General features: G+C 62.7%; 17 protein-coding genes and 2 pseudogenes. 3 read left to right on the top strand and 16 right to left on the bottom strand.

Annotated elements, in window-relative coordinates; genetic code table 11:
- Window positions 1–135 precede the first annotated feature (135 nt).
- Entirely contained in the window at window positions 136–789 is a 654-nt protein-coding gene (locus ACM6IM_RS28565; protein ID WP_201194496.1) for a HEPN domain-containing protein, read from the top strand.
- A gap of 221 nt (window positions 790–1,010) precedes the next feature.
- Here ACM6IM_RS28565 and ACM6IM_RS28560 read toward each other — a convergent pair whose 3' ends face one another.
- The 12 genes and pseudogenes from ACM6IM_RS28560 to ACM6IM_RS28505 all read right to left on the bottom strand — a co-directional run.
- A complete protein-coding gene (locus ACM6IM_RS28560; RefSeq protein WP_414866946.1) occupies window positions 1,011–1,433 on the bottom strand; it encodes an organic hydroperoxide resistance protein in 423 nt (140 codons plus the stop codon).
- A gap of 32 nt (window positions 1,434–1,465) precedes the next feature.
- On the bottom strand, window positions 1,466–2,293 hold the full coding sequence (locus tag ACM6IM_RS28555; protein ID WP_414866945.1) for an enoyl-CoA hydratase/isomerase family protein: 828 nt from the start codon (window positions 2,291–2,293) through the stop codon (window positions 1,466–1,468).
- Between the two features lie 258 nt (window positions 2,294–2,551).
- Complete coding sequence (gene pelG, locus ACM6IM_RS28550) at window positions 2,552–3,925, bottom strand: exopolysaccharide Pel transporter PelG (protein WP_414866944.1); 1,374 nt, start codon at window positions 3,923–3,925, stop codon at window positions 2,552–2,554.
- Window positions 3,926–5,440: a GT4 family glycosyltransferase PelF gene (gene pelF / locus ACM6IM_RS28545; protein ID WP_414866943.1), complete on the bottom strand. Its 1,515-nt coding sequence runs from the start codon at window positions 5,438–5,440 to the stop codon at window positions 3,926–3,928.
- Window positions 5,437–6,426 carry a HEAT repeat domain-containing protein gene (locus ACM6IM_RS28540; protein WP_201194487.1) on the bottom strand — a complete coding sequence of 330 codons (990 nt, stop codon included), beginning with the start codon at window positions 6,424–6,426 and terminating at the stop codon, window positions 5,437–5,439. The genes pelF and ACM6IM_RS28540 overlap by 4 nt, the downstream gene beginning before the upstream one ends.
- Window positions 6,404–7,771: a PelD GGDEF domain-containing protein gene (locus tag ACM6IM_RS28535; protein WP_414866942.1), complete on the bottom strand. Its 1,368-nt coding sequence runs from the start codon at window positions 7,769–7,771 to the stop codon at window positions 6,404–6,406. Before ACM6IM_RS28535 ends, ACM6IM_RS28540 begins: the two co-directional genes overlap by 23 nt.
- A gap of 5 nt (window positions 7,772–7,776) precedes the next feature.
- Window positions 7,777–8,295, bottom strand: coding sequence for a penicillin-binding protein activator LpoB (locus ACM6IM_RS28530; protein ID WP_414866941.1), 519 nt, complete (start codon window positions 8,293–8,295; stop codon window positions 7,777–7,779).
- Between the two features lie 26 nt (window positions 8,296–8,321).
- The gene (locus ACM6IM_RS28525; RefSeq protein ID WP_414866940.1) at window positions 8,322–11,924 is read right to left on the bottom strand and encodes a tetratricopeptide repeat protein; all 3,603 of its coding nucleotides are present in this window, start codon (window positions 11,922–11,924) and stop codon (window positions 8,322–8,324) included.
- Window positions 11,902–14,715 carry a bifunctional glycoside hydrolase 114/ polysaccharide deacetylase family protein gene (locus ACM6IM_RS28520; protein ID WP_414866939.1) on the bottom strand — a complete coding sequence of 938 codons (2,814 nt, stop codon included), beginning with the start codon at window positions 14,713–14,715 and terminating at the stop codon, window positions 11,902–11,904. The genes ACM6IM_RS28525 and ACM6IM_RS28520 overlap by 23 nt, the downstream gene beginning before the upstream one ends.
- Window positions 14,716–14,777: 62 nt before the next feature.
- The gene (locus ACM6IM_RS28515; protein WP_414866938.1) at window positions 14,778–15,710 is read right to left on the bottom strand and encodes an NAD-dependent epimerase/dehydratase family protein; all 933 of its coding nucleotides are present in this window, start codon (window positions 15,708–15,710) and stop codon (window positions 14,778–14,780) included.
- 313 nt (window positions 15,711–16,023) lie between these two features.
- Window positions 16,024–16,461, bottom strand: a complete 438-nt coding sequence (locus ACM6IM_RS28510; protein ID WP_414866937.1) for a FitA-like ribbon-helix-helix domain-containing protein — start codon at window positions 16,459–16,461, stop codon at window positions 16,024–16,026.
- Window positions 16,462–16,584: 123 nt separating this feature from the next.
- Window positions 16,585–16,902: pseudogene (locus ACM6IM_RS28505) on the bottom strand (PAP2 family protein); the annotation flags it as partial.
- A 266-nt stretch (window positions 16,903–17,168) separates the two neighbouring features.
- Here ACM6IM_RS28505 and ACM6IM_RS28500 point away from each other — a divergent pair.
- Window positions 17,169–18,230: pseudogene (locus ACM6IM_RS28500) on the top strand (methyl-accepting chemotaxis protein); the annotation flags it as partial.
- Window positions 18,225–19,088 (top strand): methyl-accepting chemotaxis protein, encoded by an 864-nt coding sequence (locus ACM6IM_RS28495; RefSeq protein WP_412548030.1) that lies wholly within the window; start codon window positions 18,225–18,227, stop codon window positions 19,086–19,088. The pseudogene ACM6IM_RS28500 and the gene ACM6IM_RS28495, both read left to right, overlap by 6 nt.
- A 116-nt stretch (window positions 19,089–19,204) precedes the next feature.
- Here ACM6IM_RS28495 and ACM6IM_RS28490 read toward each other — a convergent pair whose 3' ends face one another.
- The 4 genes from ACM6IM_RS28490 to ACM6IM_RS28475 form a co-directional block, all read right to left on the bottom strand.
- A complete protein-coding gene (locus ACM6IM_RS28490) occupies window positions 19,205–19,573 on the bottom strand; it encodes a glyoxalase superfamily protein (protein WP_414866936.1) in 369 nt (122 codons plus the stop codon).
- Window positions 19,574–19,692: 119 nt separating this feature from the next.
- Window positions 19,693–21,150 (bottom strand): N-acyl-D-amino-acid deacylase family protein, encoded by a 1,458-nt coding sequence (locus tag ACM6IM_RS28485; protein WP_414866935.1) that lies wholly within the window; start codon window positions 21,148–21,150, stop codon window positions 19,693–19,695.
- Between the two features lies 1 nt (window position 21,151).
- Entirely contained in the window at window positions 21,152–22,012 is an 861-nt protein-coding gene (locus ACM6IM_RS28480) for a MurR/RpiR family transcriptional regulator (RefSeq protein ID WP_414866934.1), read from the bottom strand.
- Between the two features lie 15 nt (window positions 22,013–22,027).
- Window positions 22,028–23,377, bottom strand: a complete 1,350-nt coding sequence (locus tag ACM6IM_RS28475) for a gluconate:H+ symporter (RefSeq protein WP_414866933.1) — start codon at window positions 23,375–23,377, stop codon at window positions 22,028–22,030.
- Between the last annotated feature and the right edge of the window lie 270 nt (window positions 23,378–23,647).

Below are 23,647 nucleotides of genomic sequence, written 5' to 3'. Positions count from 1 at the left end.
GTAAACAATGGGTGCAGGTTGTCACCTGCTGGATAGACGCTTCTCCATCCACGGCGGTGTTCAACGCCGAATATGTAAACTTTTCAGACACGCCGCTGGCCGTTCGCGTGCGCCATGACATCAAGGACCGGAACCATGGACCATCAGACCCTCAAGACTCGCCATCGCCTGGAGCGTGAACATCACCATCCCAATCTCACGTTGCGCGTTCATCGGGCGCTGAGTTGGCTCAGCCGTGCCGAGCAGGCCGAGGATGTCGATGGGCGTTTCATTTTCTTGTGGATTGCCTTCAACTCCGCGTACGCCACCGACATCGATGAGCAATACCGTCTTTCCGAGCAATCGACGTTCAAGGCCTTCCTGGACAAGCTGTGCACTCTCGATACGGCCAACCTGATCGAGAATCTGGTCTGGTCCGAGTTTTCCGGCAGCATTCGCGCACTGCTCGACAACCCCTTCGTGTTCCAGAGCTTCTGGGAACACCAGAACGGCAAGATCAGCGAGCAACAGTGGACCGAACGTTTTGCCAGCGGTCGGCGTACCGCACAGCAGGCATTGGCCAACCGCAATACCCCAGCCGTGCTCGGCGTTCTGTTCAACCGGATCTACACACTGCGCAACCAGGTCATGCATGGGGGCGCAACCTGGAACAGCAGCGTCAACCGGGGTCAGTTGCGCGACTGCTCCAACCTCCTCGGCAAGCTGGTGCCTGTGATCATTCTGCTGATGCTGGACAACCCGGAAACGCTGTGGGGTGATGCTTGTTATCCGGTGGTGGTTCAGGACTGAGAGCGCAAGGGGTGTGTTTCGGGCTGCGCGATGGGACTGTAGGCGCGAGCATGTTCCGAGCGGCGCTCCAACGATGGCGATTCAGGCACCGCAGGTATTCAGGTAGCCAAAGTTATCGGTGACGCCGTTCGCGAGCGAGCTCGCTCCTACAGAAAAAGGGCAGCTTTCAGGCTGCCCTTTTTCAGTCAAGCGCGCAGAAAAGCGTCATGCAGCGCCAACCCTCAAGACGCCTTCAACTCCACCGAAACATGCCCCCGGGTCATCCGCGAATACGGGCAGATCTCGTGAGCCGCATCGACCAGTTCCTTCTTCACCTTGTCCTCCAACCCGGAAATCTTCACATCCAGCCGAACCGCCAACTGAAACTCGCCATTTTTGGTCTTGCCCAAATCCACCTCGGCATTCACCTCGGTGTCCTGCGGCAGTTTGACTTTCTGTTGCCCGGCCGCCACTTGCAACGCGCCCAGGAAGCAGGCGGAGTAGCCGACGGCGAACAGCTGTTCGGGGTTGGTGCCGGGCTTGCCGGCGCCCGGTGAGCTGAGGGTGACTTCGAGCTGGCCGTCGCTCGATTTGCCGATGCCGGTGCGTCCGCCGACGACCTGGGTTTTTGCGGTGTACAGAACGGTTTCCAATCCAGTGCTCATGACGATGACTCCTGATTGATGAGTGTTGCGGTTTATTCGCCGAGGGTGCCGGTGTGATGCGCCAGGCGTATTTCCACGTCGGCTTTTTCCTGCAGGCCAAGCTCCATCAACTGCTTGATTCGTTGCTGCGCCGCCGGGCGTTTCACCGAACCGATGAACCCGTCCCATTCGGCGGCGATGGCTTCGGTGGGTGGCAGGCTCGAGGCATCGACCAGGCGTTTGATTTCGCCGATCGACTGCTTGTCGAAGTGCGCGATGCGCCGGGCGATGGTGTCGACGAAAGCGTCGAGTTCGGCGTCGGGGAACGCGCGGTTGACGTAGCCGTAGCGTTCGGCGAGTTCTCCGTCGATGTCATTGCCGGTGAGCAGCACTTCCAGTGCCCGGCCACGTCCCATCAGCCGTGGCAGACGGGCCATGGGGCCGCCACCGGGGACCAGCGCGGCGCCGATTTCCCATTGCGACAGGATGGCTTTTTCGCGGCTGGCGAAACGCATGTCGCTGGCCAGGGCCAGTTCGCTGCCGACGCCGGTGGCGCGGCCGCGGATCGAGGCGATGGACACCACCGGCGCCTTGCTCAGGCGCACCAGCATGTCGGGCAGCGGCGGCAGGCCGGTGGGGCCGTTGGGCATGCTCGTGGTGTCGGTCAGGGGCGGGACGAAGTCGTAGTGGGTGAGGAAGAAGCCTTCGACGTCGCTGTCGAACACCACGACCTTGACCTGCGGATCGGTCTCGAGCGCGGTGATCACTTCGTTCAGCTGCGGCATGGTTTGCGGGCCGTAGATGTTGTACGGCGGGTTATGGAAGGTGACGCGCCAGTAGGCGGGCGTGACGCGGGTGAGCAGGATCTCCTGTGCGTTCATGCGACATCTCCAAAACGTGAGTGGAGGACATGGGTCGGAGAGTTTGCCTGGAGTCGATGAGGGGGTGGGCGAGGGGCGGCTTGAGGGGTCGAGCCGTGCTCGAGTCAAGGGATGGCCCGGAACACATCGCGATAAGCCGGCAGCTCCGAGAGATCAAGGCTAGCAGCGGACCTTGGTGTTTCAAGTGGGCCCGACCGCCGGCTGTCTGGCGAAAAGCATTGTGGGAGCGAACCTGCTCGCCCCCACAGGGGCAACACTTTACCGCGTCGAGAGCATGAAGGTGTCGTACTCCAGGTCTTCCAGTGCCGTGGACAGTCGGTGTAAACCGAGCAATACACACACCAGCAACGACAGGGTGAAGCCGTAGCCGAAGAAGCTCGGGCCCAGGTGCATGCTGAGCAGCGTCAACGCGCCGTTCAACACCGCGAACAACACGCACAACTCCAGAACCACGGTGCGTTTGTCCAGGTAGAAGAACACGTTGAGCAACGCCATGAACACCACCTGGATGCTCACGCCGATCAGGTCGATGTAGAACAGCGGCAGGTAGTAGCTGGACATGCCCAGCCAGTCGAGCAGGCGCGGTGCGAACAGGAACAACAGCACCACCGTCAGGCCCTGGACCTTGCAGATTTCCAGCAGGCCCTGGCGGATCGACAGGGTCATTTCGGTTTTCAGCGAGCCGATGTGCTGCAGGGTTTCGCCTTCGCGGATGGCCCGGAACAAACGGTCGTACCATTCGGCGAAATCGGTTTCGATGCGCACCAGGAACACCGCCATCCCGGGGATGATCGCCAGGTAGGCAAGGAAGATCGGCAGGTCGTACAGGATGGAGGCGCGCAACGGGCCGATGACCTCGTTCGAGGTGCCGGGGTTGAACCAGAACAGGAACTTGTCGACCCAGATGCCGAAGTTGTAGAAGAACCCGGTGGCCAGCAGGCTGAGGAAGGCCTGGCGGCGGTCGAGGAAATCGAAGGCGATCAGCTTCTCCGCCCGGTACTCGCGCAGGATGTCGTAGAGGTACAGGAACAGCAACGAGCTGTGCCCGATCAGCAGCGCCAGCAGCAGGCCCGGGATCTTGAGAAACGCCAGCACGTAGGCGCTCGCCACCATCAACGAGTAACCCACCAGCATCACCAGCAGAATGCGGTTATAGGCCTTCATCCCCGACAGGAAGATGATCACCAGCCACAGGTTGCACAGCACTACGAAGTTCGCCAGCACCAGCAAGCGGTAGAGCAGCGGCTGGTCGAACAACAGGCTCAGCACGATGATCCCCAGGACCCCGGCCGCGAGCGTGACCAGCAACAGGATGCCCAGCAGGTTGGGCAGGATCTGCTCGTACTTGTGCTCGAACAACCGGTCGGACACGAAGCGTGTGAAGTACAACTGCAGGCCACCGGTCAGAATCAGCGAGGTGGCCATCAGGTACGTCACCGTGACCAGGAACTGCCCCACCAGCGTATTGGGGATCACCAGGCCCAGGCTGATGATGCCCACCAGCATCACGCTGATGATCGACAGCACCCAGGGCCCGGAACTGATCAGGCCGGCATACACATAGGCGTGCAGGGTCGCGGTGTAGGAGTCGCGCGAAAGGATCTTGCGCAGTTCGAAGCCAATGCCGGCCATTTAACTGTTCTCCATGGCTGCTTGATACAGGTCGCGGTAGCGCTGCAGCATCAAGGCTTCGGTGTAGTAACGATTGACCCGCAGCAGGCCACTGGCCTGGGCGTCGTGCCAGCGTTGCGGGTTGCGCAGCAGTTCGAGGATCGCGGTGCAGGTGGCCTGTGGATCGGCAATCGCCACCACCTTGCCGGCCATCCCGAGGTCGCGGTCTTCGGCACTGCCGCCTTCGATCAGTTCGCGGCACGAGCCCACGTCGCTGCTGACCACCGGCGTGCCGGCGGCCCAGGCTTCGAGGATCACCAGCGGTTGCGCCTCGCTGATCGAGGTCAGCACCATCAACCCGAGTTGCGGCAGGATCTCCTGGATGCGCTGGAAGCCGAGGAAATGCACCTTGCCCTCCAGCCCCAGGCTGGCCATCAGGCTGCGGCATTCGCTGACGTACTCCGGGTCTTCCTCCTCGGGGCCGACGATCCAGCCTTCGGCCTCGGGCATGGCGCTGATCACGCCGCGCATGGCCCGCAGGAACGTCTTCACGTCCTTGATCGGCACCACCCGCCCGATCAACCCCACCACCGGGGCAATGCCCGGTGCACGGGACTCCAGGGCCGCCGTCCACTGCGGCAGGTCGATGCCGTTGGGAATCACCTGCGTGCGCGCCGGGTCGGCACCGTCCTTGATCTGACGCTGACGGTTGCCGTCATACAGCGCGATGATGTTGTCGGCGCTGTTATAGGTCAGCTGGCCGATGCGCTCGAAGAAACGCACCCACAGGGTCCGGATGTAACCCGAGCCGGCGTCGAGGCTGCGGTTGAGCGCCTGGCCGGAACTCTCGGCGATCCAGCTGGCCTGGGCCAGGTCGATCTTGCGTTCCTTGGTGTAGATGCCGTGCTCGCTGAGCAGGTAATGGCACTTCCAGCGTTGCTTGAGGATGCACCCCAGCAACCCGGCATAACCGGTGGACACCGAATGCAGCATCCGCGCGCGCGGCATCTTGCGCGATGCTTCGGCGAGCATCAGCAACGGCGACTGCATCGAGCGCAGGGTCCAGAAATAATTGACGAAGGACGGGTCGGCGCAATGCAGGCGATAGCCCTCGCTCAATGCCTCCCAACTGGCGCGGCTGCGCAACACGTCGTCGAGGGTCATCTGCCCTTGGGCGATGCAATCGAGCAGGCGTTCGCCCAGTTCGGGCTCCGGCGCATCCGGGTGATGCAGGAAGCGATAGAGGTCCATCAATTGCTGTTGATCGGCTTCGCGCGGCGTGCCACGGGTGTTGACCGGATGGGTCGCATCCTCGAGAAACACTTCTTCGATGTGCAGCACGTTGGACGGCACTTCGTAGCGCCGCGCCGGGTAGGCCGAACGTTGACCGCCAATGAACATCACCGAGAAGGTCAGCTCCGGCAGGCCGAGGATCATCTGGTGGATCCAGCTCGACACACCACCGCGCACGTATGGCCAGGTGCCTTCGAGCAGCAGGCAGATATCGGCCAACGGCGGCTCTTGCTGATGATTCATGTCCAGCTCCTGACCAGATCAGCGAACGGTGGCCGCTGACGGGTTTTCTCGGGAAGTTGCGCGAGCAGTCCGGGGATTTCCGAGTAGCGCCCGGCCTCGAACGCCAGTTCGGCGTGAAACGGCAGCACCTGGGCCGGGTCCATGCCGTCGTCCTGGGCCTGGTGCAGGAGCACTTCGGCGCGCTCGATGTCGCCGCGCACCAGGGCAATGCGCCCGGCGAGCAGGAACAGTTCGCCGCCCTCGCCCGCTTGCAGGCCCTGATCGGCATGGTCGGCGGCCTGCTCGAGCACGTGGTCGAGCACACTGCCCTGGGCCAGGCCGAGATAGGCCAACTCCCAATACCAGCGCGCCAGGGTGGCATGCAGCGCACCGGCAGCGGCGGGGCTGGCACCGACCAGTTGCCCGAGGGCGATCTGGATGTGCAGGTTGATGTCGCTTTCCTGCTTGTCGAGCATCGAATACGCCAGCAGGCGCACGTCATCGCTCGGGTCGCCCAGCGCCAATTTGAGGATCGGCACCGCTTCCTTGCCCGGCATGCGTCGCGTGGCCACCAGGGCGGCCAGGCGCTGATCCGGATCGGGGGCATGGCGCAACACATCCTGCAAACCACCGTCGGCGAAGATCGGCGAATGCACCTGTTGTTGCGCGCGATACGGCAGGTCCGGGATGCCCACTGCCTGCCAGGCCTGCTTGTCACGTTTGCGCGGCAGGTACAGGGCCGGGAAGATCGACAGCACCACCCCGAGCATGCCGATCACCGGCACGAAGAACGCCAGGCTGAAAATGAACAGCGGGCTCCACGGCAACGGCGCACGGTAGCGCGCCGGCAACAACAGCCAGACCGCCCCGCACAGCAGCGCGCACGCCAGGGCATGGCTGACGCTGAACACCAGCAATTGCTGCAATTCGGGCGCCGGTATCCACAAGCTGGCCCAACTGCCTCCCTCTAACAACAGGGCTCCGCTAAACAGCCACTTGCTGATCATTCAGGCCACACTCGTTGAACAGGAAATTACGCAGCTCCTGGCGGTCGACGCCAGGCTCCAGATTGAAGGGCATCACCCGTACGCCCAGGCTGTCCATGTCACTCTCGATACCGAAGTGCTCATGCAGCAACAGGCTGATACGCGACAGATACCCTTCGGTGCCTTGCGGGCTGGTCAACGGCAGCAGCACCAGCAACAACTTGTGATCGCGGTTGTTGATCACCGGCAAGTGCAGGTCGAGGCCGCGCTGGCTGCGCTCCATCAGGCGCGTCAGCTCCTCGTTGGGACGGGTCATTTCGAAGGCAAACAGACCGGCCGGCAGTTGGTGCAGGTCGGCATCGGCCAGCGAACGCTTGAGCTGCGAGGTGAACTGCTGGGCACGGGCGTCGGCCAGTTGCAGCACCTGCGGGTCGCGGCGCAACAGGTCGGCGATGTGCCCGGCGAGCAGCGCCAGCAGGCTCAGGGTGCGATCCTTGAACGCAAAGAACGGCATCTGCCGCACCGCCAGGATCGCCAGCAGATGGCCTTCGGCATCGATCAGCGGAATGCACGCCTGCAAGGACGAGAACTCGGTGGACGCACCGGTATCCATCAGTTCCTGACGCACGCTCACCAGCTCGCCGCGTTCCAGGCACAGCTTGACCAGGCCGTCCTCGGTGCTCAACGGCCCCATCACACCGATGGTGGCCAGCGCCTGTGGCAAGACCTTTTCCCCGCGTTCGTCGACGCGGTACAGACCCGCCACGCGCAGGGCGCCGTATTGCGCCAGCATCGACACCACCGGTTCGGCCAGGGCGGTCAGCGCATCGCCGACGTCCGGCATCACCCGCAGTTTTTCCCGCAGGCCCAGCAAGGAGCTGCGCAGGCTCTGGTCGCTGCCCGCGACGCGTTGCTCCAGCAGGTCGTGGGAGACGCGCAGGATCTGGTGCGCCCGGGTGAAATCGTCGAGGCGGTACTGACGGTATTCGTTGGCCATCTGCAGCCGCTCCAGGCGGCGCATCCACAGGTCGCGAACCTCCCCCACCAGCATCCCGCTGACCAGCACACCGACAATGAACGACGAGTCGATCTGTTCGTAGCCTTCAAGCCCGAGGTGGCGCAGGACGAACATCGCCAGCACCAGCAGGACGGCACTGAACAGCCCGCGCACGAAGCCGTAGCGCACACCCAGCAATAGCGGCGCGATAATCGGCCAGGGGAAGCCGCCATGTATCTGCAGCGGGTCTGCCGGGGTCAGCCACAAGCCCAGGCCGATGGCCAGGCCGGTCACCAGCAGCGTTTCCAGCCATGACACCGGGCCACTGGCTTGCGGCGCCAGGCTGTAATCCATGTGGGGAGAATTCATTGCGATCACTCGAACCGAAGGGCGCCAACAAGTTTGTCGAGCACCGTCTGAGCGGTGCCCGCGAGGCTTTCACGGGACCAGCCGGCACGGGCGCCGCTCTTGCTCCAGAGCACGCGGCCGCTGCTGGCCTCGAGCACGCGCAGGCTGATGCCGACCGCCGGCTCGCCGTCCAGGCCGTTCTTGTACTGCCACTCTTCGACGCTGCCGGCGATCACGTAGTCGAGCTTCTGCTCGCGTGCCCAATCCAGCGCGCCGGCCAGGCGCTCGTTGTCGTCCATCAGCGCCTGTTCGCCCTGGGTGCTCACCGGGTAGACCCGAGGTTGCAGGCCACGGCTGCTGAGTACGCTGAGCAGGATCTGCTCACTGCGCTCACCGGCCTGCGGCGTCTGCGAATAGTTGACCATCGGCACGATGCCCCACTGCGCGTCGCGCGGCAGGTTCGGGCTGGTTTCATCGGTGAAGCTGGCGCAACCGGCGATGACCAGGGACGCAAGGGCCAGGCCCAGATTACGAATTGCTTGCATAGTGTTTCTCCGTAGACATTCCATGATCAGCGTCCAAACCGCACGCCGTAGCTCACACCCAGTGTTCCGCCCGATTTGCCATCCCCGCCTTGTGGCGCGGACTGGTAACCGAAGGTCAGGGCCAGTTCGTCATCACCCAGCACTTCAAAACCGATGCCGGTGTTGAGGCCGTAGTTGAACGTTTGATCCAGCCATTGCCAGCCAGCCGTGACGTCCACCAGCCAGGTGTATTGCGGCTTGGTGCGCACCAGAGCGCCCGGTAGGCCGCGACGCCAGGAGCTGCCAACGTAGAGCTGGCCGTAACGGCTTTGCAGCAGGTCGCCGGCTTCCACAATGGTCGGTTCATCCGGGTCATCGACATTTTTCACCGCGCCACCGTTGTCGATGGACAGATCGTCCAGCGTCCGATCCTTGACCCGATTGTGCTGATAGTCGATCCCGCTGCGCACGGTCCAGTTCGGCCCGGCGAACTCCAGCGTGTGCAGGAACTCCATTCGCAACGCCTGGCCACTGCCCAGATCGTCGCCCGAGCGGGTGGCGAATGACTTCTGCGCCACTTCCCAGCTCAGTTGGTCGCGAGCGGTGAGGCCATGACGGCCACCCACCCAGACGCTGTCGTGCAGACCGAACGCGCGCATCAGGCCGCTGTCCTCGCTCTTGCGATGCCAGTCGACACCCAGTTCGAGTTCATCGCTGGTACTCAGGCGCCAGGTCCGGGAGAGCCCCAGGCCATTGCGGTCGTCGTCGCTGCGCTGGCTGGTGTCGGCGAACAGTTTGTAGCTGCCGTTCTCGACCGCACGTTGCAGCGTCAGGGCGGCGTTGCGCTCTTGCCCGATCCGCGAGGATTCGATCTCGTCCCCCCGATACTTGCCCTGCTCCAGTTCCAGGTTGGCGTACCAGTTGTCGCCCAGGTTATGGGCGATCTGCAGGGTCGGCGCGTTGAAATCCAGGCCGCCGAAGTCCTGTTTCTGCCAGGAGAGCAGTGCACCCTGAGGCGTCGTTTCGTGGATTTCCACCGCCTGACGGCGCAGTTGTTCGCGCACGGCCATCGGCTGATCGTCCCCCAGGTTCGACAGGCTGGTGTCGAGGGCTTCACCCAGACGCCCGAGGCGCGTGAGGGCCTGGGCACGTTGCGCCGGGTTCAGGTCGCTGCGGGCCAGCAGGGCTTCGACCTGGGCCGTGTTGCGGCTGCGCAACGCCTGCTGAATCTGCTCGTAGCGATCGACTTTCAGACCCTGGCTGCGTGCCCATTCCAGCCACTGGTCCTTCTGCGCTTCCTGGTTCGTGGCGTCGAGGCGCGCCAGCAAACGTTCGAACCACAATTGCAGCATGGCGGGCGAACCGTCCTTCCAGCGCAACACTTCCTGCTGCGCCTTGCGCGGCGAAAAGCTGCTGGCCATCAGGCGCAACCAGACCGCGTAACGCTGGGAAGATGGCTGAATGTTGTCCACCTCCGGGCTGCGCAACAGCTGCAAGCGCAAGCGTTGAGCGGCATCCTGGTAACCGGCGCTGTCCAATGCGTCGGCGTAGGCCGAACGCACCAGCCAGTCATTCGGGCTGCCCTTGAGGTACATCCGGTACCAGGCCAAGGCTTCGCTGTCGCGACCCAGCAATTGACTGGCACTGGCAAACGGCAGCCACAGCAGACGATCCTCGCGGGCACGCGCTCGCCACTGGCTGAGCAACGGCTTGAGCTTGGCCGAGTCGAGCTGGTCGACGTACAACCACATCAGGCGCTCGCGGAACACGTTGTCGTCCGGGAATTTCGACAGGCCCAACAGGTACAGGCGCTCGGCCTCGTCCGGCTGACCCTGCTGGGCAGCCAAGGCGGCGCGCACGGCCAATACCTGGGATTGCTCATAGGCGTCGGGGAATTGCTTCGCATCGTCCAGCAGCGCAATGACTTTCGGCCATTCGCCAAGCTCCTGGGCCTGCTGCAAGGCTTCGACCAGACGCTGCGGGTCGCGGCCACGCTCCCAGCTGGCAATCATCAGCGCCAGGGCGCGCTGCGGGTTTTCGACGCGGTACAGGGTAATCAACTGACTCTCGTCGCCGCTGGTCAGCTTGCCGTTGAGGGTAAGCAGTTTCTCCAGCGATACACGCAAGTCGTCATCGCGCTCCAGCTCCCAGGCCAGGGAAGCGCGGGTGTGCCAGTACTCGGGATCCTTGATGGAATCGTCAGCGGCCTGCACCACACTCCACGCGGCCTGGTTATCGAACATCTTGAGGTAGGTGTTCGCCCAGTCCACCTGCTCGGCCGAGGTCAGCTTGAAGCGTTTGGAGTAGGCCTCGAACACGTCAGCCTTGACCGCGAACTGCCCGGTGTTTTCCAGGTTCTGCAGCAAGCGCGTCCACGCCAGGCGGTGGGACGGATATTTACGCAGGTACGCGTGCAACCAGCTCTCGGCTTGTTCGGGCGTGCCGCGCGATTCGTGGCCGTAGATCAGCGCATCGAGTTCAACGTCGGTGAGCGCACGCTGTTGCATGATCTCGGCGAGCAACGGAATCGAGCGATCGAAGTCGAACTGCTGGCTCGCCAGACGCCAGGCGTGCTCGCGGGTCTCGGGCTTTTCCTGGATCTCCAACAGACGAATCCAGTAGTCGAGGGCCGCCGCAGGCTCGCCACGCCATTCACCCAGGTGCGCCATCTGCTCGAGCAAGGCCGGGTCGTTCATGGACTCGTCAGCCAGCAGCTGACCGGTTTCCCAGGCTCCCGCCAGGTCACCGATGGCCAGGCGCACGTGGAATTCCTTCGGCGCGATCAGCGGGTTGTCCGGCTGCAAAACCCGCCACTGGTCGAGCAAGCGTTGCGCCAGTTCGAAACGCTTGGTGGCCACTGCCACGTCCACACCCTTTTGCAGCCAGGGCGCATCGGTTTTCGGGTTGTCGAGCAGCGGCAACGCGTCGGACAGCACCTGTGCGGCCTGATCGTCGCGACCGGCAGACAGCAGACTGTCGAACGCCAGTTGCGCGTATTCACGGCGCTCAGCGGGCTGACTGTTGCGCAACAGTTCCAGGTAGATATCGGCTGCACGGCTCGGCTCTTCGCCCGCCATGTGCCACTGCGCGGCAGACTTCAGCGATTGCTCGCGCAGCTTTGGATCACGTTCGGCGATCTCCTCGAAGACCGTCGCGGCGAACACCGGTGCCTGCAACTCCAGCGCCAGCTTGGCCAGGTTCTGCAGCAAGGGCACGGGCAGCTTGCGGTGATCGAAACTGCCCAGCCGCTCCACCAGGGCGCGCTGTGCAATCAGGTCGTTGCTGACAGCGGCAGCCCGTGCGTCGAGTTCCACCCGATAATAGGCCTGGGTCTCGGGCTGCGGCGTCGGCCACGCTTCCAGATGTTGACGCGCCTTGTCCAGCTCACCGAGACGAATCAGAAGATCGATCAGTTGCAGGCGCAGGTGGTCATCGTTCGGGTGCGCCGCCAGCAACAGCTCGGCGTAGTTGGCCGAGACGGCATCCGGCTCACGACCATCGGGCTGGAAAGTTTCCTCGCGCTGGAAGGTCGCCCACAACAGGCCTCCCACGGCCACCGCCACCACGGCCAGCGCCCAAGGGTTGAGCAGGCGCTTGTTGTCATCCGGCTTTTTGCCGGAAGGGGCATTAGTTGCAGACGAGTTGAGCATGACTCACCTGCTTCATGGGTAATTGGAAAGTCCACAGGCCGGCCGCCGCCTTGCCAGCAAAACGCTGCCCATCCACTTCGACCCGGCACGGATTGGCGGAACGCACGGAGAAAGTCAGATCGAACTGGCCGGAGAACCCGAAGCTCACGCGCCGGTCATCCAGGTACCGCCACTCCACCAACGGCAGATTGGCTTCCTCCAGCGCCGGGCGATCATCCCGGTCGGGACGCAGCACCAGCAGCGCCCGATCACTGCTCAGGTGCACGTAGCGCCCCTGCGGCAGGTCGCGCACGCCTGCAATACCTTGCGAGCGCAGCAGGTCAGGCCACCCCATACCTGGATCCAGGCGCACGGTGCGCAAGGCGTCCATCCCGCGAATCTGCCAGGCACCGTCGGAAGTCCGCGCCAGGCTGGCCTGGTACAGGCCATGCAGACGGTCGATGTAATCACTCATCCACAGCGACAGCGGATGCTGTTCGCGCATGAAACCGTAGATCTCATGCATCGCCTTGATCGAGGCTTGCTTGGTGCTGGAGTAAAAGTGGTAATACAGGTGCAGACCGCGCAGGCGGCGCGGGCTGTCGGTCAATTCGAAGGTATCGATCACTTCGCGGAAGCCGTAGTACGGGCCTTTCCACAAGTTGGTGAACAGGTTCTCGTTGATGACCGGCGCGTAGTACTGCAGGCCGCCTTCGGTCGGGCGCAGCAAGGGGTTCAGGCCCGTCACAGACGGGTTGGCCTTGGTCATCATGGTTTCTGCGCCGTTGACGTTCTTGAGCCCGGCGTCATACGCCAACTTCAAGGTCGAGGCGGAGGGCAATGCATCCCCCGGCCAGAACACCATCTTCACCGGTTTTTCCGGGGTGGTGAGGTTCTGGTTGATGTAGTCGCGCGAGCCGAAAATCTCCCGGCGGAAATCGATCTTGCCGTAGCCTGGAATGGCCATGTTCATGCCGTATTCCGGATGAAAATTCTCCCGTTTGAGCGCTTTGTCCGGCTGCATGAAAAACGGGTGGCTGAAGGTGTGCGTGGCCACTTCGACTTTCGGGTTGGCGAAAATTTCGCGGGCAATCGGCTCCAGCTCACGGGCCAAGTGCGGGAACATGCCGCGCGGTGAAATTTCACCCTCGACGATCGACACCGACGTCAGGAACGGGTTTGGCTTGATGTAGTCGTCCAGCGTATGGCGACCGGCGTAAGGCGTGCCACGCACTTCGGCGCGGGAAGGGAAACCGTCGCCATCGATGTGCACCGTAGCGACCCGCCGACCGTTTTCGGTGGTGCTGTCCGGGCGCGGTTGCTCGGGCAGTTGCAGGCTGGTTTGCAGGAACGCGAACGGATCGATGATCCAGCGGCTGCGCTCGTTGTTCGCCTCCAGCAGGTAGGGTGCCAGCGCCAGGCCGCCCCACTTGGCGGTCACGACCGGCGTGAACACCTCGCCACTGGCGTTGGTCAGCGACAACACCGGCTTGGGGCCGTTGGGCAGTACCGATACCGCCGTCAGGTCACGGGAACGTGGCTGCACCGGCGCTTCGAAGGCGCCAATCAGGGCCTTGTCCTGGTGGGTGATGGTCAGTGGCTGCACGCCCGGGGGCGCTTCGCGCTTGAGCCCCATGCGTTTGAGCAGCAACTTGTCTTCGACCGGCAGGCCGCTGAAGAACACCACGGGCACCTGCTCGTCCAGACGCGCGGTGATCCAGCGGTTGAATGCCGGCGCGTCCTGCGGCGGACCACTGGTCATCCAGGTGACGACGCCGGCGTACAAGCCACTGAACCGGTAACCCGGCATGGCGCTGCTCGCGGGAATGTAGTCGACGCGATAGCCCAGGTATTCGAGCAGACCGCCGAGCACCGTATGACCGCCGTTGTCCTCCAGCGCCCCTTCGCGCTCGTCGTAAACGAAGGCGATGCGGCGCGGCTGCACCTCGATGTTGCTGAGGCCGATCGAATCCAGCTCCGGGGTACTGATGAAGGGAATGAAACCCTCGTCACGCAATCGCTTGGCCAGCTTGCGCGCCTCGTCGCGACGCTCCGGTGGCAGGTAGTCGATGGCCACCAGCGGGATGCCTTTGGCACGCAGGGGCTGCAGCTCGCCGAGCAACCACTGCCGATCGGCTTCCGGCACCGGGCGATAGCGCTTGGCTGCAGCATCCCAACCGGCATACAGGGACTCGAACGCCACCGCTGCGGCGACACCGTCGAGCTCAGGCAACACTTCAAAACCGCGATTGAAGAACAGCTTCAGCGTCGGCTGGCGCTTGTGCATTTCGCGCAGCAGGCTGGCCAGGGCCACGCGCTGCGCTTCCCGGGCGCCTTCCGGCAACAGCTGGAAACTGTCGAGGGTGTCGAGAAACAGCCCGTCATAACCTTGCGCCTGCAACGCCTTGGCGCGACCGAGCAAGTGTTCGCGCCAGGCCGGCGCCGTCAGGTCCATGACCTGGCTGTTCCAGGAATCATTACGCACCGGGCTGATCGCCTGGCGCAGGCCCGCCTTGTCGATTTCAGCCTTGTTGCCGTCGAACTCGCCGACGGACACGTAGGCGAATGGATGACTGCCCAGCTCGCGCAGGGTTTTGACGTCGCCGGGCGTCATGTGCCCCGGCTCCACCACCGACCATTCGAACTGCGCCAGCTCGGACAACGGCGGTTGATCGGCGTACCAGAACGCCACGCTGGCCGGTTGCGGCAAGGCTGAAGCCTGGACGGAGGGTCCGCTGGCGAAAAGGGCCAGGGCCGCGAACAGCCGCTTGGCAACCGCGCGGACGCGCGTCCTGCGAGAAACGATTTCCATAATTCACTCTTGAAATGACTGAACTGATACTGCTCTGACGTCTGACATCTGGGCGGACAGGTTTACAAACTGCGCAGTAGTAGCGCTAAACCATCGCCTATGGAAGTCGGTGCCGGGAGCGTGAAACGCTCGAGCAGACGAGTGTTGTCAGCGCGCGAGTGGCGTATGTCGCCTTGCCGCGCAGCCTGGTAGCTCACCGTCAACGCCGTGCCGGTGGCGTTCCCCAGTTCGGCGATCAGGTCGTTGAGGCTGGTGGAGCGACTGAGCCCGACATTCACCGCCCCGGGGCGCGGTTCGCTGGCTTCCACGGCCTGTACGAGAATACTTACGAGGTCCTGAACGTAAACGAAGTCACGGGTTTGTTCGCCGTCGCCGAAAATGGCCACGGGTTTACCGGCCATGGCCCGCTCGGTAAAGATGCTGATCACCCCGGAGTACGGCGAAGACGGATCCTGACGCGGCCCGAAGATATTGAAGAAGCGCAGGATCACCGGCTCCAGGCCATGCTCGCGGCGATAGAAATCCAGGTAATACTCGCTGGCCAGCTTGTCGCTGGCATACGGGGTCAAGGGTGATTTTGGGGTGTCTTCGTCAATGGCCGTGCCTTCGCCATTGTTGCCGTAGATCGCCGCGCTGGAAGCGAACACCACGCGCTTGATTCCGGCCTTGGCCATGTGTTCGCAAACGTTGAGGGTGCCAACGAAATTGCTTTGATGGGTGCCCGCCGGATCGTCCACCGACGCCTGGACCGATGCCACGGCTGCCAGGTGCACAACCGCCGTACAGTCACGCATGGCCTGCTCGACTGCGACACTGTCAGCGACATCGCCGACGACGAGGTTCAGGTTGGCATTGCCAACCGGCAGATTACCGACCTTCCCGGTCGACAGGTTATCCAGCACGCGAACCTTGTAGCCCTTGCCCAGCAATGCCTCAACCAAGTGCGAGCCAATGAACCCTGCGCCGCCGGTAACCAGTATTCGTCCATCAAGCATGAAGTTTCTTCCTGAAGATTCAAACGGACACCGCGAATGTACGTCCGCAAAACGGTGTGTGCAGGGACCCAGGCCCCTGGCTGATGGCAATTGGCCCAACAGCGCAATCAGTGCGACATCATCCTGGCTTCGAAGGTTCAAAATAATCCTGAGCCAGTGACGATTTTATGGCGGTATGCCACTTAAGCGGCGCAGATGATGTGAGATCGACGCCGCACTGTCAATAGTTTGTCTTTATTGCTTTTTTATGACGTGACCACTAAGTCATCGCCATTAAATTGACGATCTATTACTGCTGAGCCATCGTGACTGTTCAGGCATTCCAAGGATTGATCACTTCAACCCCGGACATCTCAAAATCCCGAACATTACGGGTCGCAATCGAAGCCCTATGGCTTCGGCAAATGGCGGCGATTTGCGCGTCCGCCATCGATGACACACGTCCTTTCAGCTCTGCGCTGGCAACCAACGTCGCATATTCCACGGCTGCATACGCATCAAGGGGCAGAATCCGCCCGGCAAAGTCCTCTTCGAACATTGCCATCGCGTGAGCCTCCAGCTTCTGCCTGCGCTTGCCAACAGGCAGACGCGCAATGCCGTGGAGAATTTCCGCGACGGTGAACGCACTGATTGCCAGATCCATGGCGGGTTGCGTGTCGACCCAGGCCATCGAATGCCCATTGTGGGCCGCCGCGATACGCAGTTGTTCCTTGACCTGATCGTCCAGGTTTCTGATGGTGATGCTGGCCATATCGCCTCCTGATATCAATGAAATCATTGATATCAAGCTAGCATCGTGGGAAGAAATCTTTCCACAGATAAACTTTTCTTCACCCTGCCGCCGTCCACCAACCGCTACAGTGCCCTCGCTCATTCAAGAAACTACGGTTTGCCCGCTCTCCCGCGGGCTTTTTTTCGCCCGGGAAAATCTCCCATCCCGCACCGGCCACGCCAACCGCGCTCGCCCGTAAAACGCCAGCGCCGTCAGCAAACACGCCAGCCAAACGAAGATCCCGGCCCAGAAGGTGTGGGACATGTAGTGCCAGCTTTGCAGGCCCCGTGTCGTGCCGTAGACGAAACCGAGCAGCAGCGAGCCGTACATCAGCGCTTTCGAATAGCGCCAGCAATAGCGCCGCGCGACGAAATACAGGGCGAGCATCGTGAAACCGCCCGAAGCATGGCCGCCCGGCCAGCTTCCCCATCAGGCCGCCTCACCGGCATGCAGCACATTCATTCGATGCCGCGAGGTTAGAGAGGGGGCGTTGGCATCCGGCGAAACCCCTGTGAAAAAAAGCTCAAGGCTCGGGCAAAAATCTTGTTACAGAATCCGTCGGACAAAATCCTTTCAGCTCTCGGAATTCCTGCCGATACAGGCCTGCTACACACTTTTTTGGCTACGAAAAACAACAATCTTCCAGCCAACCGACGACCCAAGTGCAACGTTCCTGGAGGAATTTGATGAATAGCTGGTTCGGCAACATCAGCATGAACATGAAACTGGGCCTGGGCTTCGGCCTGGTCCTGGTACTGACCGGCGTCCTCGCCCTGACCGGCTGGACGAGCATGGGCAGCCTGATCGACCGCAGCAACTGGATGAGTGACATCACCCAGCTCAATGCCGGCCTGACCAAGCTGCGCGTGGCGCGCCTGCAATACATGCTGGCCAACGGCGACGAAACCACTGCACAGAACGTGCAGGTCAACCTCGACGCGTTTGCCGCGCAACAGAAAGCGGTGCTGGATAAATTCAAGAGCCCGGAAAACCTCAAGCTGCTAAACGAGCAAGCCTCGCTCATCGCCGCCTATCGGATTTCCCTGGAGAAGATGCGCGGCGCCTACCGGGCCGGCAACAGTGCCCGCGAAGTCATGACCGCCAACGCGCAAACGGCGCAGTCGCTGATCAATGCCATCAGCGCCGAAGTGCAGCAAATGCCGTTGAGCGATGAGCGCTTCGAGCAATTCCAGGCCATCACCGCCGCCAAGGAAGCCTTCATCCTGGCGCGCTACGAAGTGCGCGGTTATACCGCCGCCGTCAACGCCGACACCGAGCAGAAAGCCGCCGACCAGCTCAACGCGGCCGTGGCCAGCCTGGAACAGCTCAACAAGCATTTCGCCGCCACCCAGCAGGACGCCCTGCGCAAGCTGGAAAAAGCGCTGACCGACTACCGCACCGCCGTGCTCGCCTACAAGGGCACCAACAACGATGTGGTGCAGGCCCGCAAGGAAATGACCGATCAGGGCAACATGATCGTCACCCTCAGCGAGCAGCTGTATCAGATCCAGCTCGATCGGCGCGACGCCGAAAGCGCCCAGGCGCGCACCCTGCAACTGATCAGCACCCTGCTGGCCTTGCTGGTGGGCGTGATTGCCGCTGTGATCATCACCCGCCAGATCACCGGCCCGCTGCGCGATACCCTGGCCGTGGTCGAGCGCATCGCCGGTGGCGACCTGTCGCACGACGTCAAGGTGACTCGCCGCGACGAGCTTGGCGTGTTGCAACAAGGCATCGCCCGCATGGGTGTGACCCTGCGCAACCTGATCAGCGGCATCCGCGACGGCGTCACCCAGATCGCCAGCGCGGCCGAAGAGCTGTCCGCCGTGACCAGTCAGACCAGCGCCGGCGTGAACAGCCAGAAGATCGAGACCGATCAGGTGGCCACCGCCATGCACGAGATGACGGCCACCGTGCAGGAAGTCGCGCGCAATGCCGAAGAGGCCTCGCAGGCCGCCGCAGCCGCGGATGGCGAAGCGCGCGAAGGTGACAAGGTGGTCAACGAGGCCATTGCCCAGATCGAACGCCTGGCCAGCGAAGTGGTGCGTTCCACTGAAGCGATGAGCGTGCTGCAACAGGAAAGCGACAAGATCGGCAGCGTCATGGACGTGATCAAGGCGGTGGCCGAGCAGACCAACCTGCTGGCCCTCAACGCGGCGATTGAAGCGGCGCGTGCCGGTGAAGCCGGCCGTGGTTTTGCCGTGGTGGCCGACGAGGTCCGGGGTCTGGCCCAGCGCACGCAGAAGTCCACCGAGGAAATCGAAGGCCTGGTGGCCGCCCTGCAAAACGGCACGCAGCAAGTGTCGACGGTGATGAACAACAGCCGCACCCTGACCGACAGCAGCGTGGCCCTGACGCGCAAGGCCGGCGAATCCCTGGACAACATCACCCGCACGGTGTCGAACATCCAGTCGATGAACCAGCAGATCGCCGCCGCTGCCGAGCAGCAAAGTGCCGTGGCCGAAGAGATCAGCCGCAGCATCATCAACGTGCGCGACGTGTCCGAACAGACCGCCTCCGCCAGCGATGAAACCGCCAAGTCCAGTGTCGAACTGGCGCGCCTGGGCAATCAGTTGCAGGAAATGGTCAGCCACTTCCGGGTGTAAGGATCGCGCAGAACCTGTGGGAGCGAGCCTGCTCGCGATGGCGGACGGTCATTCAACTCGATGTTGATTGAACTGACGCTATCGCGAGCAGGCTCGCTCCCACATTCGTTAGTGTCCTAAACGCTGATGGCGTTGGTGAACACCAGCCGATTGCCGAACGGATCGACGATGGTCATGTCCTGGCTGCCCCAGGGCATGGCCTGGATCTGTGGGTGCGAGAACGGATAGTTCCTGGCCAGCAACTGCTGCTGGAAGGCTTCCAGCTCATCGGTCTCGATGCGCAATGCCGAACCCGGTGTGCTGTCGCCGTGATGCTCCGACAGGTGCAGCACGCATTCGCCGCGGGAGACTTGCAGGTACAGCGGGAAATTTGGCTCGAAACGATGCTGCCAGTCGATCTTGAAACCCAGGAAATCGACGTAGAACTCCACGGCCTTGCTTTCATCGAAAATCCGCAGGATCGGGGTGGTTTTGCCGAAGCTCATTTCGTTGCTCCCTGACTGGTAAGGCCTTGATTGTTTTAGGGCCAGTCCCAGCACTTCGGCTTCACGCCAGCATTCTTTAATCTCAATGTGCCATCACTGTGACCCAGGTCTCGGAATCATCACCGGAAGCCGTCACGCAAATCCCCTTCCCGCCCCAGAAACCGTCCTTCGCGCCTGCCGTTGGCCTGGCCGTCGCAGTAACTCAACACGCCGTTGACCCACACCCCGTCGATACCCTCGGCCGCCCGTTGCGGGTCATTGAAGTCCGCGACATCGCGGATGGTCGCCGGGTCGAACAGCACCAGGTCCGCCCAATGACCTTCACGGATGACACCACGCTGCTTCAGGCCGAACCGCGCCGCCGACAGCCCGGTCATCTTGTGCACCGCCGTGTGCAGGGGGAACAGTCCGACATCCCGACTGAAATGTCCGAGTACACGTGGGAAAGCGCCCCACAGGCGCGGGTGTGGAAACGGGTCTTCCGGCAAGCCATCGGAGCCGACCATCGACAGCGGATGCGCAAGGATTCTGCGCACGTCCGCTTCGTCCATCCCGTAGTACACCGCACCGGCCGGTTGCAGCCGACGGGCGGCCTCCAGCAGCGAAACGTTCCACTCGGCGGCAATGTCCATCAAGTCGCGACCGCCCTGTTGCGGGTGCGGCGTGGACCAGGTGATGGTGATGCGATGGGCATCGGTGACCTGCTTGAGGTCCAGGGTCGAAGAGCTGGCCGCGTAGGGATAACAGTCGCAACCCACGGCGTGGGTGTTCGCCGCCTCTTCAAGACGTGCCAACAGTTGCGGGCTGCGCCCCCAGTTTCCGGCACCGGCACACTTGAGGTGGGAAATGATCACCGGTGACTGCGCATGACGGCCGATCCGGAACGCTTCGTCCATGGCCTCCAGCACCGGCTCGAACTCGCTGCGCAGATGGGTGGTATACACCGCGCCATATGCCGTCAGTTCTTCGGTCAGTTGCATCACTTCATCGGTGGAAGCCGAAAAGGCGCTGGCATACGCCAGGCCAGTGGATAAACCGAGGGCACCGGCTTCAAGGCTGTCGCGCAACTGCTCGCGCATGGCACTGATTTCATCCGCCGTGGCGGTGCGAAACAGGTCGTCGAGATGATTGCTGCGCAATGCCGTGTGCCCGACCAGCGCAGCGACGTTCAACGTGGTGTTCGCCGCTTCGACGGCCGCACGGTAATCACCGAAGGTGGGATAAACGAACGCGGCGGCACTGCCCAGCAGGTTCATCGGGTCTGGCGGGTCGCCTTTCAAAATCACCGGCGACGCGCTGATCCCGCAGTTGCCGACAATCACCGTGGTCACGCCCTGGCTGAGCTTGGGCAGCATCTGCGGCTGACGGATGACCACCGTGTCGTCGTGGGTGTGCACATCGATGAAACCCGGCGCCAGCACACGCCCCGCAGCGTCGATATCTTCATGGGCAGTGGCCGACTGCAAATCGCCGATACGCGCGATGCGCCCATCCAGAATGGCCACGTCGGCGGTGAACCCCGGCACATTGTTGCCGTCGATGACCAGGGCGTTGCGAATCAGCGTGTCGTACATCATGTCAGTCTCCCAGCGGCAGGTGATCGTCGCCGCCACGGTAATCGTCCAGGGCGAGTTTGATTCGCCGCAGGCGCTCTTGATTGTCTTCAGGATTGATCAGCGCCAGCTCGGTGGCGAGCACATCGATGGCCAGCAGCATGCCGTAGCGGGCCGCCGTGGGTTTGTAGATGAACGAGGTTTCGACCCCTTGCAGCGGCAGCAGCACATCGGCCAAGTGCGCCAGCGGCGAGTCGGCGCGGGTGATGGCCAGAACCCGCGCGCCGTAGCTGCTCGCCAGCTCCACCGCTTCGAGCAGTTCGGGGGTGATGCCGGTCAGCGAACAGGCAATCACCGCGTGCCCGGCATCGAGGCCGGCGGCGGTGATGCGCATCATCACCGGGTCGTGACACACCGCCACCGGGTAACCGAAGCGCACCAGCCGCACCTGCAATTCATCGCTGCACAGGGTCGAACAACCTCCCATGCCGAAGGCATGAATCATCCGCGCCTTGCCCAGCAGTTTCACCGCGTCGGCAAAGCGCGACTCGTCGAAGGCCGACAGATGCTGATGCAGGGTCGACTCGATGTCGCCGACGATCTGCCGGTAGAACGCCGATTGTTCCGGCGTGCCGGCCGGGTCGAGGAAACGACTGCCGACGCCGCTGGCCTGGGCCAGTTGCAGGCGCAGGTCACGCAAGTCACGGCAGCCGACAGTGCGGGCAAAACGCGACAGGGTCGCGGTGCTGACTTCCGCCCTCTGCGCCAGCTCATCGAGGCTGGCGGCCGAGGCAAATCCGACGTCGTCGAGCAGCAGGCGGGCGATACGCCCCTCGCCGGCACTGAAGGAATCCTGACGGGCGCGGATCTGATAAAGGATGTCCATGACAAGCGGCTCCGGTTAAATCAGGTAGGAAAGCCCCACGGTCAGACCGAAGGCGACCAGCGAAATGATGGTCTCCAGCACGGTCCAGGTCTTGAAGGTCTGGGCCACGCTCATGTTGAAGTATTCCTTGATCAACCAGAAGCCACCGTCGTTGACGTGGGAAAAAATCACCGAACCGGCGCCGGTCGCCAGCACCAGCAGTTCCGGATGCGGGTAACCCAGGCCGATGGCCACCGGTGCGACCACCCCCGACGCAGTGGTCATGGCCACCGTCGCCGAGCCCGTGGCGATGCGCATCAACGCCGCGAACAGCCAGCCCATGATCAACGGCGACAGGTGGAATTGATGGGCCAGGCTGACAATCTGATCGGTGACGCCCGCGTCCACCAGAATCCGGTTCAGACCACCGCCGGCACCCACCAGCAGGGTGATGCTGGCGGTCGGCGCCAGGCACTCGCTGGTGAACTTGAGGATCGATTCGCGGCTCAAGCCCTGGGCGATGCCCAAGGTCCAGAAGCTCAGCAACGTGGCCAGCAGCAACGCGATCACCGAGTTGCCGATGAACAGCAGGAACTGATTGAAACCGCTGCCCGGGGTGGAAATGAGGTTGGCCCAGCCACCGATGAGCATCAGCACCACCGGCAACAGAATCGTCGCCATGGTGATCCCGAAACCGGGCAGCCGGGCGCGCGGTTCGCGATCAAGAAATTGGCGCTCCAGTGGATTCTGCGCCGGCAGTTGGATGCGCGGCACGATGAACCGCGCGTACACGGGACCGGCGATGATCGCCGTGGGGATGCCGATGACAATCGCGTAGAGCAACGTCTGCCCTACCGACGCCTGATAGGCCTGCACTGCCAGCATCGCCGCCGGGTGCGGCGGCACCAGCGCATGGACCACCGACAACCCGGCGACCATCGGCAAACCGACCATCAGGATCGACACGCCGACCCGTCGCGCCACGGTGAAGGCGATCGGCACCAGCAACACGAAACCGACCTCGAAGAACAACGGCAACCCGACCAGGAAAGCGATGCAGACCATCGCCCAGTGCGCGTTGCGCTCGCCGAACCGGTCGATCAGGGTCCGCGCCACCTGCTCGGCGCCACCGGACTCGGCCATCATCTTGCCCAGCATCGTTCCCAGCGCCACCACCAGGGCGATGTGCCCCAGCGTCTTGCCGACACCCGCCTCGTACGCGCCGACCACGCCGGACGCCGGCATGCCCGCGACCAGCGCCAGGCCGATCGAAACCAGGGTGATGACTATGAAAGGATTGAGTCGATAACGGGCGATCAGCACGATCAGCGCAATGATCGCGATGGCGGCATACACCAGCAGCCAATAGCCGAAGGACAGGGTCATGCGGTACTCCTCGAAAGGGTCACGTCGAAGGTTTTGTGAAACTCTTAAAACATTTCGAATCGCGACTTTCAAACGAGGTGAAAGTAATTTTCGTACAGGGGTATGGGTTGTCGCTCAGGGACATGCGCGGTGGTGGGTTATGAAAATCCGGCTGGCGGATTTTCATCCTGTACGACCGTCCCCTGTGGGAGCGAGCCTGCTCGCGATGCGGTGTGTCAGCCAACAATGATGTGAATGACACACCGCTATCGCGAGCAGGCTCGCTCCCAC

It is taken from the genome of Pseudomonas sp. IT-P12 (genome assembly GCF_949767465.1).
In the GTDB taxonomy this organism is placed as follows: Bacteria; Pseudomonadota; Gammaproteobacteria; order Pseudomonadales; family Pseudomonadaceae; genus Aquipseudomonas.
Note: the sequence above shows the minus strand (reverse complement) of the source record. Positions and strands in the feature narration are given on the sequence as shown.

Bases quoted from the DNA above. Each gene is read 5' to 3' on its own strand.
- ACM6IM_RS28565 (WP_201194496.1), top strand. From the start codon at position 136: ATGGACCATCAGACCCTCAAGACTCGCCATCGCCTGGAGCGTGAACAT.
- ACM6IM_RS28560 (WP_414866946.1), bottom strand. From the start codon at position 1,433: ATGAGCACTGGATTGGAAACCGTTCTGTACACCGCAAAAACCCAGGTC.
- ACM6IM_RS28555 (WP_414866945.1), bottom strand. From the start codon at position 2,293: ATGAACGCACAGGAGATCCTGCTCACCCGCGTCACGCCCGCCTACTGG.
- pelG (WP_414866944.1), bottom strand. From the start codon at position 3,925: ATGGCCGGCATTGGCTTCGAACTGCGCAAGATCCTTTCGCGCGACTCC.
- pelF (WP_414866943.1), bottom strand. From the start codon at position 5,440: ATGAATCATCAGCAAGAGCCGCCGTTGGCCGATATCTGCCTGCTGCTC.
- ACM6IM_RS28540 (WP_201194487.1), bottom strand. From the start codon at position 6,426: ATGATCAGCAAGTGGCTGTTTAGCGGAGCCCTGTTGTTAGAGGGAGGC.
- ACM6IM_RS28535 (WP_414866942.1), bottom strand. From the start codon at position 7,771: ATGAATTCTCCCCACATGGATTACAGCCTGGCGCCGCAAGCCAGTGGC.
- ACM6IM_RS28530 (WP_414866941.1), bottom strand. From the start codon at position 8,295: ATGCAAGCAATTCGTAATCTGGGCCTGGCCCTTGCGTCCCTGGTCATC.
- ACM6IM_RS28525 (WP_414866940.1), bottom strand. From the start codon at position 11,924: ATGCTCAACTCGTCTGCAACTAATGCCCCTTCCGGCAAAAAGCCGGAT.
- ACM6IM_RS28520 (WP_414866939.1), bottom strand. From the start codon at position 14,715: ATGGAAATCGTTTCTCGCAGGACGCGCGTCCGCGCGGTTGCCAAGCGG.
- ACM6IM_RS28515 (WP_414866938.1), bottom strand. From the start codon at position 15,710: ATGCTTGATGGACGAATACTGGTTACCGGCGGCGCAGGGTTCATTGGC.
- ACM6IM_RS28510 (WP_414866937.1), bottom strand. From the start codon at position 16,461: ATGGCCAGCATCACCATCAGAAACCTGGACGATCAGGTCAAGGAACAA.
- ACM6IM_RS28495 (WP_412548030.1), top strand. From the start codon at position 18,225: ATGGGTGTGACCCTGCGCAACCTGATCAGCGGCATCCGCGACGGCGTC.
- ACM6IM_RS28490 (WP_414866936.1), bottom strand. From the start codon at position 19,573: ATGAGCTTCGGCAAAACCACCCCGATCCTGCGGATTTTCGATGAAAGC.
- ACM6IM_RS28485 (WP_414866935.1), bottom strand. From the start codon at position 21,150: ATGATGTACGACACGCTGATTCGCAACGCCCTGGTCATCGACGGCAAC.
- ACM6IM_RS28480 (WP_414866934.1), bottom strand. From the start codon at position 22,012: ATGGACATCCTTTATCAGATCCGCGCCCGTCAGGATTCCTTCAGTGCC.
- ACM6IM_RS28475 (WP_414866933.1), bottom strand. From the start codon at position 23,377: ATGACCCTGTCCTTCGGCTATTGGCTGCTGGTGTATGCCGCCATCGCG.